Source organism: Bacteroides sp. Phil13, from assembly GCF_001940965.1.
Taxonomy (GTDB): domain Bacteria; phylum Bacteroidota; class Bacteroidia; order Bacteroidales; family Bacteroidaceae; genus Bacteroides; species Bacteroides intestinalis.
In genome coordinates this window covers 24,177-39,909 of record NZ_MSHA01000056.1, presented here as the reverse complement: position 1 = coordinate 39,909, position 15,733 = coordinate 24,177, and the positions used below count along the sequence as shown (strand labels likewise).

Sequence of the window (15,733 nt, the reverse complement as noted above, 5' to 3'; positions counted from 1 at the left end):
ATAATTGGCCGAAATACCTATTGCAACAGTTTCTTATATCTGAGTAACGCTTCTACATAATAATAATCGGCATACGTAAGTGGAACATCAACTTCACTGTTTCGGGGTTTATTTCCCACTGAATGCTTAAGAATAAACCCACCATTTGTCTGGGGAGCCGCCAGGTACTCGTCTGACGAGAGTGTTCTCAGTTGTTGAGCGGCTACAGACTGATATTCTTTAGAAAGCTTATCATCATTGACGTATTGCCCCAATTCTAACAGAGCGGATGCTATGATAGCTCCAGCAGAAGCATCCCGCGGTTCGTCCGGAATATTAGGTGCATCAAAATCCCAATAAGGTATCTTGTCTTCCGGAAGGTTTGGGTGGTGCAAGATAAACTTCGCAATGTTAATGGCTTGCTGAAGATATTTTTCGTTCTGGGTTTCTCTATACATCATTGTATAGCCATACAATCCCCACGCTTGTCCACGTGCCCATGCCGAAGTACTTGAATATCCTTGATGGGTATCCATTTTGAGCGCTTTATTAGTTATGGTATCATAATCTACAACATGGCATGAACTATAATCCGGGCGAAAATGATTTGTTATAGTTATCGTAGCATGGCTGTTTGCAATTTTATCAAACAATGAGTCCTGTGATAATTTATATGCATTTTCTAATAGTTCCAAATTCATTAAATTGTCAATAATTACAGGATACATCCATTTAGGCTTATTATCCCACGAACGAATAACTCCTATATTTTCGTTATAGCGTGTTGCTAATGACCGGGCACTTTGTAACAGGATTTTTTTATAATTTTCATTTCCTGTTATTCTGTAACCATTTCCAAAACTACAGTTCATCATAAAGCCTAAATCATGCGTATCTAAAGCATATTGCTCCTTTTCAATACGCATCGTATAGTTTTCTGCATATTTTTTCAGCGTTTCATTCCCAGTAGCTTCATAAAGCATCCATAAAGTTCCTGAAAAAAAACCACTACACCACCAATGCGTATCTGACGTAACAAGAGTTCCATCTTTCTCTGTAGTTTTTGGAAGCCTGTCAGGCTGATCCATCAGACTGGCAGCCATCAATTCAGACTGTTCAATGCTACGTTTTAATCCTTTTTCTATCACAGAACTCATCATATCATTACTATTATTACTGCATGATGGTAAGAGTAGTCCTATTACTAGGACTGCCAAAATCAATGTCTTTTTCTTCATATAAAATTTTTATTAGTTATTTTTCCAATCCGTTAACGGCATTATTTCTTTGTTGGAATCGAAATTCCCTTCCGGTATGAGTTTAACTTGCAATACTTCTGTTGTATTGGGCCGCAGTTCAGCTTCAAACCCAACGAATGTCACACCCGGATTTTTGGCATCCCAACTGTTGGGTGATGTCGCACTCCAAGTTTTCATTCTGACCTTTGCCGGAGATTCCACCTCCAATAACAGTTTTTCTCCATTCTGGGATAGCTGTATTGTATGTTCTCCTATAATAGCAGGTTGAGCTTCCGTCACCATATTCCAGCGAATAACAGTGGGCTGTCCCAATGTCTTTACTTCATCCCTAACAACGGCATAGTGAGAATCAACGATAGCTACTCCTCTTTTTACTTCCTTTGCTTGACCTTCGTATATCTTGGTAAGGTCTGCAATAGCATACATGTAGTTTTCATTATCCGAAAAGTCTGTAATCGTTGCATAACCATTCACATTTTGATATTTATTGTCAAAAGAAAGTGTATTATGAGCCAGGTTATTGTATCTAAACACTTTCCAACGATCAGATTCCTGACTCTTATTCCACAAATCAATGCCTTTGGATTCTAATGAGTTGTAATCCTGAGGACCTAAATCCGTACTCCAGCGAGTATCCTTACTGATAAAGATAAAAGAACCGGCATCCAAATGTGTGTGTCCTGATTGTGCTGTCCCTCCTTTGAGCGCAATGGATAATCCCTGTTGATAATCCCAAATAGTCCGCATAAGGGCAACAGGAGTGGTTGTTTTACTCGATACCCACATTCTTTGAGTAGGTTTAGGCAGATTATCCATAGAAGTAGAAGCGCCCCATATCAGAGCCAGTACAGCATATCGATAGGACCTAATACTCTTTTTAGAAGACAGGCTAAACTGGTATTTCTCACTCCAAAGAATATCTTTATCGACAGTCCTATTAGCAAACCAAAACATAGCAGGACTTACGCGACCAGATGAAGAACAATCTCCATAGTTGAAGGATTTGCCATCAGAAAGTAACATGTTCTGGATAAACTTTCCAGTATTCAAGAAACCTGGTTCCTGAGAAAGATTATAATCAGTTCCCATAACATTTTCCAAAGCATCAATTAAGAGGAGATTGTAAGTCGTCCCATATCCCCAATAGGAATAGCCTTCGGCATACGCACCATCAGGTGCATACACGGACATAGGTAGTTTAACAGACTGAACAGCTCGGTTAATCAACTCATCAGCAAGGGTTGGAATTTTATCATAAATAGCCAAGGCACCAAGTGTTATTCCCCCATTACATACCTGATTCCAATTATTATTTCGATAGAGCCAGCTATTATATTGGCTGTCTAATGATGGATTCAAACCTTTGGTTTCTATAGCTTTCTCTATTTTAAGCTTAGTCTGATCACTGATAAAATTGTAAAGCCAGTCATATCCGATAGCCATAGCTGTAGTCATTTCAGCTACATCCAGAAAGTGAGATGGATTCCAATCAACAAAGTCTGCGGCATTATCTAATTCACTTTCTGCCCGTTTGGCATATTTCACTTCACCAGTCATTCTGTAGGCATATCCTAAAAGTAACGTCCTGCGCAAACATTCACGCGACACTTCAAGCAATCTTCTGCCAAGAATAACTCTTTGGCAATTAGGCTTGCCAAGAATATTATCGGCCTCTTCTATCATGATGGCATGATATTCCTTCCACACTCCATCTGTTTGTATAGCAGAACGGATGACAGATTCATCTTCTGTTGTCATTATCAGATAGGGATGGACCCTGTCTTTAACCTTCTTACTATCTCCTTCTTGAGCCGATATGCAAGCAGAGTATAACACTGCTAAAAATATAAATAGTATATTCTTCATTTTCTTTTAGTTTTAAAACGATGCTCCAATAGGTCCTTGGGTTGTGGAAGCTGTTGCTGATTTGGAAGAGGTTGAATAATGAAATGTGAATGTCTTTCCTACTTCAATACCTTCTACTCCGTCTTCGTCAACATAAAATGGAAGATCTGCCCATTTGGACATATTACTTCCCATATTCTCAAAAAACTTGTCAATATATTCCATTGGCAAAACAGGCGGATAATCAAAAGTCAGTACTTCCGAGAAATTATCTTTAAAAGTCAGTTTGCCTTCCTCTATCAGTTGATAGCCATCGTCAGAGAGTGTAGTACGCTTCAAATTCTGCGGGTATTTGGCAAACAGTCTTTCAAATTCCTCAGAGAAAAATAAGTTGTTATTGCAAACACTCATACTAATATCCTGAGCACGTTCATCTTTCTTTGGTATTGAAATTTGCCAAAACACATCACTCGCGGCACTTGATTTCCACCCTACATTAGCAGAAATATTGTTCTCAATTTCAACTTTGATAGCATAGTTTATTTGTATATGGTGCCCAACATTATAGAATGTACTGTGCTTAATTCCAAAATAGTTTGTGACTACATTATCAAATCGTACAATATGGGCAGTGTTATTATAAACATAGCAATTATTGATGACAATACTATCTTGCTCGTTTCCACGTGAATCTATCAATCTGCCATTGGCTGGATCACTTGTGAGAGCTAAATTACGAATGGTAGAGTTATTCAGATAAATTTTATTATTGACATTGTCAGTACGAATACAGAAGTTCCTGCAATGGTCAATAAAACAATTGTCAAATTTCAGCCTCACATTTGATTCGTCAATACGAAATAAACGCTGCATGAGATTACCAGTTGCCGCATCTTTACCTACGATATAGATATTCTCAAAAGTGGCGCTACCTTCCAAACGGATCATATCAGCATTTAAGGCTCCTTGCGCGTCACAAATAGGTTGTATGATAGGCATTTTGCCAGAACCATTTTCGGCCTTAATTACAACATTATGTTTGAAGACATTCTTGCCTTCCATATAGTAAACTCCATCACGACGCAATATATATGTTGCATCTCCATTTTCATTAATAGCTTTGGTTAAAGCGTTGACCGACGTAATACCATCGTCCGGTTCTACAATAACTACACTCTCAGGATTACTTGGAGAGATTTCCAAATCATTAATATTGAGTATATCTTCATTCTCGCAGCCCACACACAAGAGTGACAATGCGAAAAGTAATCCTATAGCTCTAGAATATATTTTATATAGTTTCATAACTTTAGTGTTTTAGTGGAATAATGTTTATTTAAAGATATCATATTTAAAGCCGATGTATGCAGCCGAACCATAGTATTCAACTCTGGACGGATAGTTCGTTATATCACGACGTTTACGATCGGAAGATTGTGTAAAGTTGGACAAAGTAGCATACAGAGAGAATTGTCTGGTCAAACTATATTTCAACTGCATATCCCATTTCACGAATGGACGCGTAGATTCCACATCAGCTGCATCTTGGCGGTGCTGTTCTGCAATCAATACTCCGTCTTGATAGTTGCAAGATATTCTGCCTGAGAATTTCTTGTAATCATATCCCAAAGAAACGTTGAATAGTAGGGAAGGTTGCTTTAACAACCGGTCTGTATATATAATGTCAGAGTTGGTCGGAAGGAATGGCTTCTCAGTACCTCCGGGAGTAAAATCCGGATTTTTAATTCTTGACTTCAATGTTTCAAAGTAGTTCATTTTAGAGTCCATAAGAGTAAGATTAGCACTGAATACCACACCTTTCATGAAGTTCCTCATTTTGCGGAACTGCAGTTGCAAATCAAATTCCAACCCCTTCAACGTTGCATTATATGGACTATTTAAAGGATAGGTAATGCTACCACCTGACAAACTCATAGGTAAGTCAAAATTAGCAGGATCCGTCACTGTACCATTCAACATATAGGCAGAGCGAGTATAAGTAAAGTTTTTAATATCCTTATAAAATCCACTAATAGTAAACAGTCCATAATCCGGTTGATAGAACGTCAATATAACATCATAATTTCGAGATAAAGCAGGCTTCAAATTAGTACGACTCCATGTTACTTCATTCACATTCGGTTTTATGATTGTTCGTGGAGCAAGCAGATTATAATCAGGTCTTGACAGTGTTTCAGTGTATGCCAGCCTGATGTCCATCCAGTTTGTTGGCTTTACACGCAAATGGATTTGTGGTAGCCAATATCCATATTTGTCGGAATCACTACTCTTTTCATATTCAAACTCATGTTCTTTTTCTTCATTGTCAGGAACATTAGAGCCACTGTATGCATTGTACTTCAGGTGAGAAAAATCATAGCGTACGCCTGGTATAAATGTAACGTACTTGCCAAAATTTATTTCACCCATAATATATCCTGCCCAAAGATTCTCATTCCCATCATAGTCTTTCAGAATTTTTGTAGTAAGGATCTTGCCATATATATCTTGGTTTATATTATAAAAGTTTCTCATGGCATTATGATCTAGTGCAAAATTAATGCATAAGTCCTTATACTTATTGTTTAAAAAATCGTGAGGCTTATAATCAGAATCTAAGAAATCAGTGATACCTATATAGGAATTTTTGAAAGATGATGGAGTTAAATCAGGCATATTCTCGAATACCGGATCAGCTCCTTCAGACAAATCCATACGTCTATACCTACGAGCAGTTTCAAGGCTTCTCTCTTTTTGACGGAACTTTCCACCGATTTTAATGTATCCATTGACCTTTTCGCCGAAACTAAAAGGTTTCTTTAAATCTAGCCATGCACTGTATTCTGTTTCTTTGGCAAACTCTGTATTAAAAATAGCTTCATACAGATAGTACTGTGTAAGATCATCTTCTTTGACGAATTTAGAATTAGCTATCAAATAGGGAGGTTGATAAGATAATGCATCGATATCAGCTGTAAAGGGGGCATTCAGCCGGAATTGCATTTGGTGATCGTATGGGGTTCTTGTGCGCGAACTACTACGTCCCACTCCGAGATTCAAGGTTGCTCCCAAAACATTGAACTCGCCTTGCAACATATTGGTAATATTGGTATTATGTGAATTACGGTCAGTTTGTTGAAATCTCAATCGGGTTCCTTCTAAATCATAACGTTTTTGACGAATATCACGATCTCTGTTCATTCTACTAAAGAGATTAGACATTTTGAGTTTAGACCCTTTTCCCAAGTCGAAATCCATATTCAGGTTTACGTTAAAACGTTGACGCTTTTCTAAATTTGATTCCAGACTAACCCCTGTAATCCATGGTTTCGTGTAATCAAACCCAGGAGTAGGCGTATTACCATTTACTTTATAAGCTGCATTAAATGTATCATTGCTCCGGTCTGTCTGGTCAGCGCTTGCGGTAAATATGACACCTAATCTTTCACTAAAAAATCGATTGCTCGCCATGATACCACCTTTATACCGCCCCATTCCATTAATTTGTGAATGGTAACCTGTTTCTCCGGTTACATTAAGTTTGAAGTCTCTCGGGGCATCTTTCATTATTAGGTTTACTGTTCCTCCCAATCCATCGGCATCCTTGTCGGCCGTACTGGCTTTCAATACTTCAGCCCCAGCAATCATGTCCGGTGAAATCATATTCAAGTCAGTACTCCGATCGGTGCTACTTGTTGATGGCGCATTCATACCGTTAATAGCTACCGAGTTATACTTAGGATCCAAACCACGTATGATGATTTTTTGGCCCTCTCCTCCATCACGCTGGATCATTAAACCAGGAAGACGGCCAATAGCATCAGCAACATTTACATCCGGAAGTTCATGCAACTTTTCTTCAGATACAGCATTCATAATACCAGTTGCATTTAACTGACTTTTAATCGCTGCTGTCTGCCCTTTGGCTTGAGCGCTGATCACGACTTCTTTCAACATATGATTATCCGGACGCATAACGAGGTTCAGTGTCTTCACTTCATTAGATTTAAGATCTACATCAAAATCTTGCGTCTGATATCCAATGAAAGAGAATTGGATTGTCTGCTTGCCTTTAGGTATAAATAAGGTATACTGCCCATTGGCATCTGTTATTGTTCCCTTATTCGAACCTTTTAGCATGACAGTTGCGCCAATTAAGAAGTCCTTAGTCTCACTATCTGTGACAACACCCGTAATTGTAGCATTTTGAGCTACTAGATTTCCTCCTACATATAGGAATAATAATAAGATAAGCAATCTTGTCTTCATAAGCGTATAAAATTTAATGGTTATATTGCAAATTTAATGGTTAATTAATTGAGAGATGTTGAAAATAAAAGCAATATATATCTATTTCTGTACTTTTATTGGCAAAAACGACTATAAACTGGTCAGAAAATGTAGAATATCTGGTCAAGAGTACATCTTAAAGCTTTCAAAACACCTTTTGCATATATATAATTTCGCAGCAAAGAACTTATGTATACACATAGAAAATACGTCTAAATTTATGATGAACAATGGTAGATATAACCTACCTTTGCCACAAAAAAGAATATGATTAAACCGATAACCGTCTACGGCAACTCCGTATTAAGAAAAGAATGTGAAGACATAGAACAGAATTATCCCAATATCCAGGAAGTTATAGAAACCATGTGGCAGACGCTGAGAGATGCGGACGGATGCGGATTAGCCGCACCACAAATCAATCTTCCCATCAAGCTGTTCATAGTAAACAGCAGAGATACCTATATGTCCGCTAAGGAAAGAGAACACTTCTTTGTGGAAGAGGATTGCGGAATAGAGGAAACATTCATCAATGCAAAAATAATAGCTTATAGCGAGAAAGTATGGACTGCAGGGGAAGGTTGCCTGAGTATTCCCGACCTTTACGAAGAAGTTACACGCCCCTGGTCGGTGACAATCAGGTATCAGGATAATGAGTTCAAAGAGCAAAACAGGACTTACTACGGCTATACCGCACGAATCATTCAGCATGAATTTGAGCACACACAAGGAAAATTGTACATCGATCGCTTGTCTCCGTTGAGAAAACAACTCATAAAGAATAAGTTAATGCGGATTATTAAGGGAAACAGAAAAAAGTAACAGCATTTCTGTATCACAATAAAAAAATGCCTGATAAACAAGTTTATTTTGCCCTGTCTATATAGTTATTACGTTGATTAGTTGTTATCTTTGCAAAAGAGGTACAACAACTATATAGATGATTATTATTTAGGTGAACCAGCTCTAAGCTATTATTTAGAAGATGACAATGAGCATCTTATGTTTGATACCGGATATTCCGACTCATTCATCAATCCATGAGGTAGTTGTCGGACTAAAATAAAGATTGAATAACTACATATAAAAAGTCAGACCATGAAAACGTTCACTGTTTTATTAGTAATTACGTCTTTAACGTTAACTTCATTGGGAAGGAGTTTTGAACCATACCGCCCCAACGGCTGGTACTACATCACAAGCGGCGCACAAGACAGCCTTTCGGTAGAGCCCATCGTTACAACCAAAGATTTTGTTTCTATAAGGCTTGACTCTTTTATGAGTGAGCGAACAGGTAAAATGGCCTATCAGATTGTGGGTAGAGTGAACGACCAGTCCATTAAGATATGGGCAGACGCTACCGAACAGTCGATAGGCAAGCATATCGGTTTTGTATGCAACAACAAGGTAGTATGTAATCCTTTGGTGAACGCTCGCATCGAAAGCGGTAATTTTGCGATTTCAGGTGAAGGGCCTGAGTTCAAAGCCATGTACAGGCAAATTCAAGAGGACATCAAAAACGAAGAGATTGCCGCGGAGCATAAGAAAGCATGGGAAGAGGCCCGCAAGTTACGGGCTTCCATCACCGACACCACTTTTTTGGAAACCAAGCGCCCAATGTCTGACGATGCAATCGGTCCCTACAACTACCACACGGGATTGAACGAAGACCGTGCATACAATCAAACGGTTTATTTAATTGCAGTAGACAGAGCCAAGAAATTCCTTTCCGTTGAAAACGACCAATTAGTATTGAACCTGAAATCGGGTGCGGAAATCAATATTGCGGAAGACCTGTTCCAGTATATCACCGGACTATTCGACAATTGGAACAAATGGGTAAAAGAGGGAAAATCCAAGATTATAAAAACAGAAGAGGGATACTACGATATAGAACCGACAACTCAGAAACGCAACAATCAATAACTTCTCTCTAAGCGCTTCAAGGCTGCGATAGAATCGGACACATACACATTATCCGGTTCTATTGACCGCCAATAGCAAAGAGTCCCGATCAGACGCTTCAGGTAAGCAGGATCATGAGAACCTATCCGGCGTTGATGCTCCGCAAGCCCTTTCGTAAGAATGAAATGGACATTCTTGCGTATCTCCCTTTTCTTTGCTTTAGGAATGGTCAGCTTCACACCGGAACTGATGGAAACGCCTGTGATAATCTTTCTCTTATGCCCACTCAGGAAACGGGTTTTCTTATGATTGATTTCAAACTTTTCCTCCCGAATGATCTGTTTAATCAGAGGCAATATCTGTTGCGCCGGAAAGACATCTCCTGAAAAGGTGAGATCATCCGCGTAGCGGGTATAAACCAGATTATATTCAGTAGCCAGTGCCGCCAGTTTTTTATCCATCTCATAAGAGATGATATTACTCAGTGCCGGACTGGTAGATGCTCCCTGAGGCAAACATCTGTGTACACAACATAAAGCCGCAAGCACTCTTGCAATCTTGGGCGGATATCCCATGTCCTCAAACATTTTCCGTATCCGCGGACTGCGTACAGAGCCAAAGAAATCATGAATATCAGTTTTCAGTACATAGGGCTTGCCCAGGTGTGGCCGGACATTATCGGAAATGGACATCTTGCACCGAAAACCGGTAGCTGCGGGATGAATATTCACAAAGGACAGAACACGATGATTGATAGTGTCCTGAATGGCTTTCAACTCTTTGTCCGGTGCTGAAATCATACGATAGCCTCCTTTTCGTTTACCAATCCAGAATTCCCGGTAATGCCCGGAAATATCTTTCAATATCTCCTTCAGAACCTCTTCTTTCACTCCCAACAGATTGGCACACTTCGCCACCGCCTCCTCGTCGAACCACGGAATGGTTATCGGAGCAGAAGCACCAAAGTACCGGCTGAACCATCCTTTACGGGTAGCTTCTGTATCGGTAATATCTTCCGTATTACTGCGGTTTCCGGCTTTCCACCTTTTGTATCCTTCCTGTTTACGACTCGAAGAGATAATTTTGTAAATCAACAAGCCAGTGACAATCAGTACCGCTATTAGAATTCCATTCATTTTACATAGCTGATAAAAAAGGAAGAGGATGAGTATTTACTAATGTAAATCGTGGTATTTATACCAGAGTATTTACATTCTAAGAAAGCTCTTGAGCTTACGAGGCGACTGCACCTCTTTTCTGCTAAATCTTTTTCTCATCCTCTTCGTATGCAAAAATATATTTTTTCCACTTACAGCACAAAGGAGAGACAATTTATTTGAATACAGAAACGTTTTTTTCATCAGATTCTATAACTTTGCCTCCCATAAAGAAAATATCTATACTATAATGAGTACATCCAAACACCCCAAAGGTCTTTACCTCGTCTTTGCTACCAGCACGGCAGAACGTTTCAGCTACTACGGTATGCGTGCTATTTTCATTCTGTTTCTAACCCAGGCACTCTTGTTCGATAAGGAACATGCCGCCTCTATTTATGGCAGTTATACCGGACTGGTTTATCTTACTCCGCTCATCGGCGGATATATTGCTGATAAATACTGGGGCATCCGGCGTTCCGTTTTCTGGGGTGCTATGATGATGGCAGTAGGCCAGTTCCTGATGTTCTTCAGTGCGTCGATGCTGGATACTAAAGAGCTTTCCCATTGGTTGATGTATGGGGGACTCACTTTTTTGATTTTAGGCAACGGATGCTTTAAGCCTACAGTTTCGTCATTGGTCGGACAACTTTATGAACCGGGAGACAGACGCCTGGACTCTGCTTATACTATATTTTATATGGGTGTAAATGTGGGTTCTTTCTTTGCCCCGCTGGTTTGCGGTTACTTCGGTGAGACAGGTGATCCTAATGATTTCAAATGGGGATTCCTGATTGCAGCAATCGTTACAGTATTCACAGTAATTCTGTTTGAAACGCAAAAGAGCAAGTATCTGATCGGTCCTGACGGAAAGCCACTCGGTATTATTCCAGACGCCAAACGGGAGCAACCGAAAGAACATAAAACAGTTCAGCAAACAGCCATAGATAAAGATAAGAAGATGCGCAACAATTTGCTTCTCGGAGCACTGACCATTGCCCTTGCCCTATTCTTCTACTGGTGTTTCGGCAACGATTGGGTCAGTATAGGGATATTCACAGCCTGTATCATCTTCCCCGTCAGCATTCTGCTGGATGGTTCTCTGACAAAGATAGAGCGTGACCGTATCTTCGTTATTTACATTATCGCTTTCTTCGTTATATTCTTCTGGGCAGCCTACGAACAAGCAGGTGCTTCACTCACCCTTTTTGCTGCCGAGCAAACCGACCGTACAATCTTCGGTTGGGAAATGCCTGCCTCTTGGATACAATCTTTCAATCCCTTCTTCGTAGTTATACTGGCAGCCATTATGCCCAGTGTATGGGGTGCGCTGAACAAACGAGGCATGGAGCCGGCTTCCCCCACCAAACAAGCTATCGGTTTGCTGCTGCTCTCACTGGGATATTTAGTCATTTGTTTCGGTGTGAAAGATGTACAGCCAGGTGTAAAAGTCAGCCTTATCTGGCTAACCGGACTTTATTTCATCCATACTATGGGAGAAATAGCCCTCTCTCCTATCGGCTTATCCATGGTAAACAAACTCACCCCTGTCCGTTTTGCCTCTCTCATGATGGGAATCTGGTATCTTTCCACCTCTACAGCCAATAAATTCGCAGGTACTTTAGGAGGTCTTTATCCCGAAGACGGTAAGGTGAAAACCCTGCTCGGATTCCGCATTGAAACCATGTTCGACTTCTTTATGGTATTCGTTATCATGTCCGGTGTAGCCTCTCTTATCCTCTTCCTGCTTTCAAAGAAATTACAGAAGATGATGCATGGAGTGGAATAAAAATCGTATTTTTGTGCCAATTTTAAAAATCTATCCCTTATGGACACCATACAAATAAAAGACAAAAAGTTCACTGTTTCCATCAAGGAACAGGACATTCTGAAAGAAGTAACCCGCGTTGCAAATGAAATCAATCGCGATCTGGCTGGTAAAAATCCTCTGTTTCTCAGCGTCCTGAACGGCTCGTTTATGTTTACTGCTGATCTAATGAAAAACATTACTATTCCCTGCGAGATTTCTTTCGTGAAACTGGCTTCTTATCAGGGGGTGTCCTCTACCGGAGTTATCAAGGAAGTGATCGGTATTACCGAAGATCTGACAGATCGCACGGTAGTGATTGTGGAAGATATTGTAGATACTGGTCTGACTATGCAACGTCTGTTGGACACGCTGGGTACACGTAACCCAAAAGAAATCCACATCGCTTCGTTACTGGTGAAACCCGATAAGCTGAAAGTGGATTTGAATATCGAATACGTAGCTATGGAAATCCCCAATGACTTCATTGTAGGTTACGGATTGGATTATGACGGTTTCGGACGCAATTATGCGGATATTTACACAGTAGTGGATTAAAAAAGGAATTTGAATTAGGTATATATAAGTAACAGTTAAATTGTAAATCACAAATGTTGAACATTGTAATTTTCGGTGCTCCCGGTTCAGGAAAGGGAACACAAAGTGAGAAAATCGTAGAAAAGTACGGTATTAATCACATCTCAACCGGTGACGTGTTGCGTGCAGAAATCAAAAACGGCACAGAACTGGGCAAAACAGCTAAAAGTTATATCGATCAAGGCCAGTTGATTCCTGACGAACTGATGATTGATATCCTTGCAAGTGTATTTGACAGCTTTGAAGACAGCAAAGGTGTAATCTTCGACGGTTTCCCCCGTACGATTGCACAGGCAGAAGCTCTGAAGAAAATGCTTGCTGAAAGAAATCAGGGAGTAAGCGTTATGCTTGACTTGGATGTACCTGAAGACGAACTGATGGTCCGCCTCATCAAACGTGGTAAGGATTCCGGTCGTGCCGATGACAACGAAGAGACTATCAAGAAACGCCTTCATGTTTATCATTCACAGACTTCTCCGCTGATTGACTGGTACAAGCAGGAAGGACAATACCAACACATCAAAGGACAAGGTGCATTGGAAGAAATCTTTGCTGATGTTTGCGCTGCAATTGACGCTGCAAAGTAAAGTAGCACAATCATAATTTAAAAGCGAGGTAATACTCATGAAAATGATATTACCGCGCTTTGTTGTTCTTTTGCATAGCCTGAGTTGTATAGAAAGTGAAACAGACACGCAGTGAGATAGTTGATTCTTCCATAAAGAATCTTACGTTCAACTTTCCCTATCATATAACCAAAGACTTTCAGCCTGACAGAGTTTAGCCGAAACTAGAGTTAGCAAGCAAAAAGGAATAAAAAAGTTTGAGGTAGTCCTAGAGAATCGTTACTTTTGCATCGAAAAAGAAAATAAGTATTTAAAAATCAATCGTAAGGAAAGAAATGGCTGAATCGAACTTTGTTGACTACGTAAAGATATATTGCCGCTCCGGAAAGGGCGGACGAGGCTCTACGCACATGAGGCGTGAGAAATACATACCCAATGGCGGTCCCGACGGAGGTGACGGAGGACGAGGAGGTCACATCATCCTGCGCGGTAACCGTAACTACTGGACGCTGTTGCATTTGCGTTACGACCGCCATGCACTGGCCGGACATGGAGAATCCGGTTCCAAGAACCGCAGTTTTGGTAAGGATGGAGAAGATAAGATTATTGAAGTTCCTTGTGGCACAGTGGTATACAATGCCGAAACAGGTGAATATATCTGTGACGTTACCGAGCATGGACAAGAAGTAGTTCTGCTGAAAGGCGGACGCGGTGGACTGGGTAACTGGCACTTTAAGACAGCCACCCGTCAGGCACCTCGCTTTGCGCAACCAGGTGAACCAATGCAGGAAATGACAGTAATCATGGAGCTGAAACTTCTGGCAGACGTAGGTCTGGTAGGCTTCCCGAATGCCGGAAAATCAACCTTGCTTGCTTCCGTATCTGCCGCTAAGCCCAAAATAGCCAACTATCCTTTCACCACATTGGAACCCAACCTAGGTATTGTTTCTTACCGTGACAGCAAGTCGTTTGTCATGGCGGACATTCCCGGTATCATTGAAGGAGCCAGTGCCGGAAAAGGGTTGGGATTACGTTTTCTGCGGCACATCGAGCGTAACTCTCTGTTGCTCTTCATGGTGCCTGCCGATAGCGACGATATCCGGAAAGAATATGAAATCCTGTTGAATGAGTTGAGCACTTTCAATCCTGAAATGCTGGACAAACAACGGGTACTTGCCATCACCAAGAGCGATATGCTCGATCAGGAATTGATGGACGAAATAGAGCCTACACTCCCTGCAAACGTTCCGCATGTATTCATTTCTTCCATTACTGGTATGGGACTTTCCGTACTTAAAGACATTCTTTGGGAAGAATTGAATAAGGATAGCAATAAAATAGAAGCTATCGTTCACCGTCCGAAGGATGTAAACAAACTCCAGCAAGAGTTGAAAGACATGGGTGAGGATGAAGACCTCAGCTATGAATATGTGGAAGACGATGAGGACGTGGAAGACCTGGAAGACTTTGAGTATGAGGAAGAGGACTGGGAGGATGACAAGCAATGATTGCTCTGACAGAAGATAAACGAATGTTGGGATACGGGGTTATGACACCGTACTCCAACATTTTTTGTTTCGCAACTACCCGCCGGGGAGGTTTCAGCAAAGGAGATTATGCCTCTTTCAACTGTACACCTTACACGGAGGATGATGCGGAATCTGTCCGGCGCAATCAGAAACTACTCTGCAACTCCATGCCTCAACGGCCTAAAGAATTAGTCATTCCGTTTCAGACACATGGTACAAAGGTGGAAGTGATTGATGAGAAGTATCTCAATGCCACATCTGACGAGCGCACGACCATGCTGCAAAGAGTGGATGCACTAATCACCAAAGAACCAGGTTGTTGCATTTGCATTTCTACGGCAGACTGTATTCCTATCCTGCTATATGATCGCAAGAACCAAGTGGTAGCCGCCGCCCATGCGGGTTGGCGAGGAACAGTGAATTACATAGCCGGACACACTCTCGACAGGATGCGGGCGCTCTATGGAACCGATGGAAAAGATGTTATCGCTTGTATCGGTCCCGGCATATCCTTACCTTCTTTTGAAGTAGGCGAAGAAGTGTACGAAGCTTTCCGCATGAACGGTTTTGCAATGGATTATATATCAGAATGGAAACCGGAAACACATAAGTATCATATCGACCTGTGGGCTGCAAACCGGATGCAGTTGCTCGACTTCGGTGTACCCGGCGAGCAAATAGAAACATCAGGTATTTGCACCTATATGAGGCATGAAGAATTTTTCTCGGCAAGACGGCTGGGGATTAAATCAGGACGTATACTATCGGGAATTATGATAGTAGACACAAAACCATAACT

Annotated in this window: 12 protein-coding genes; 7 read left to right on the top strand and 5 right to left on the bottom strand. The window is 40.9% G+C overall.

The genetic code is table 11. The features are described 5' to 3' along the window. Positions 1-17: 17 nt before the first annotated feature. The 4 genes from BWI44_RS10955 to BWI44_RS10940 are packed head-to-tail and all read right to left on the bottom strand — an operon-like array spanning position 18 to position 7,352. Complete coding sequence (locus BWI44_RS10955) at positions 18-1,217, bottom strand: glycoside hydrolase family 88 protein (protein ID WP_195209221.1); 1,200 nt, start codon at positions 1,215-1,217, stop codon at positions 18-20. Positions 1,218-1,229: 12 nt separating this feature from the next. Continuing rightward, positions 1,230-3,104 (bottom strand): heparinase II/III domain-containing protein, encoded by a 1,875-nt coding sequence (locus BWI44_RS10950; RefSeq protein ID WP_195209220.1) that lies wholly within the window; start codon positions 3,102-3,104, stop codon positions 1,230-1,232. Positions 3,105-3,116: 12 nt separating this feature from the next. Then, a complete protein-coding gene (locus tag BWI44_RS10945; RefSeq protein WP_286813399.1) occupies positions 3,117-4,388 on the bottom strand; it encodes a DUF4957 domain-containing protein in 1,272 nt (423 codons plus the stop codon). Between the two features lie 27 nt (positions 4,389-4,415). After that, positions 4,416-7,352, bottom strand: a complete 2,937-nt coding sequence (locus tag BWI44_RS10940) for a TonB-dependent receptor (RefSeq protein WP_007666692.1) — start codon at positions 7,350-7,352, stop codon at positions 4,416-4,418. A 288-nt stretch (positions 7,353-7,640) separates the two neighbouring features. Between BWI44_RS10940 and def the strand changes: the two genes are divergently transcribed. Both def and BWI44_RS10930 read left to right on the top strand, forming a co-directional pair. Next, entirely contained in the window at positions 7,641-8,195 is a 555-nt protein-coding gene (gene def, locus BWI44_RS10935; RefSeq protein WP_195209218.1) for a peptide deformylase, read from the top strand. 276 nt (positions 8,196-8,471) lie between these two features. Further along, positions 8,472-9,299, top strand: a complete 828-nt coding sequence (locus BWI44_RS10930; RefSeq protein WP_195209217.1) for a SecDF P1 head subdomain-containing protein — start codon at positions 8,472-8,474, stop codon at positions 9,297-9,299. Here BWI44_RS10930 and BWI44_RS10925 read toward each other — a convergent pair. Beyond that, a complete protein-coding gene (locus BWI44_RS10925; RefSeq protein ID WP_195209216.1) occupies positions 9,293-10,414 on the bottom strand; it encodes a retron St85 family RNA-directed DNA polymerase in 1,122 nt (373 codons plus the stop codon). The two genes, BWI44_RS10930 and BWI44_RS10925, sit on opposite strands and share 7 nt — an antisense overlap. 271 nt (positions 10,415-10,685) lie before the next feature. On the opposite strand from BWI44_RS10925, the gene BWI44_RS10920 reads away from it, so the two are divergent. From BWI44_RS10920 to pgeF, 5 genes are all read left to right on the top strand, one after another. Next, positions 10,686-12,224, top strand: a complete 1,539-nt coding sequence (locus BWI44_RS10920; protein ID WP_138293285.1) for a peptide MFS transporter — start codon at positions 10,686-10,688, stop codon at positions 12,222-12,224. A 39-nt stretch (positions 12,225-12,263) separates the two neighbouring features. Then, positions 12,264-12,800, top strand: coding sequence for a hypoxanthine phosphoribosyltransferase (gene hpt / locus BWI44_RS10915; protein ID WP_022209252.1), 537 nt, complete (start codon positions 12,264-12,266; stop codon positions 12,798-12,800). A 53-nt stretch (positions 12,801-12,853) separates the two neighbouring features. Further along, positions 12,854-13,426, top strand: coding sequence for an adenylate kinase (locus BWI44_RS10910; RefSeq protein WP_029427120.1), 573 nt, complete (start codon positions 12,854-12,856; stop codon positions 13,424-13,426). Positions 13,427-13,740: 314 nt separating this feature from the next. Further along, positions 13,741-14,913, top strand: coding sequence for a GTPase ObgE (gene obgE / locus BWI44_RS10905; RefSeq protein ID WP_007666710.1), 1,173 nt, complete (start codon positions 13,741-13,743; stop codon positions 14,911-14,913). Beyond that, complete coding sequence (gene pgeF, locus BWI44_RS10900; protein WP_117693886.1) at positions 14,910-15,731, top strand: peptidoglycan editing factor PgeF; 822 nt, start codon at positions 14,910-14,912, stop codon at positions 15,729-15,731. Before obgE ends, pgeF begins: the two co-directional genes overlap by 4 nt. The last annotated feature ends 2 nt before the right edge of the window (positions 15,732-15,733 follow it).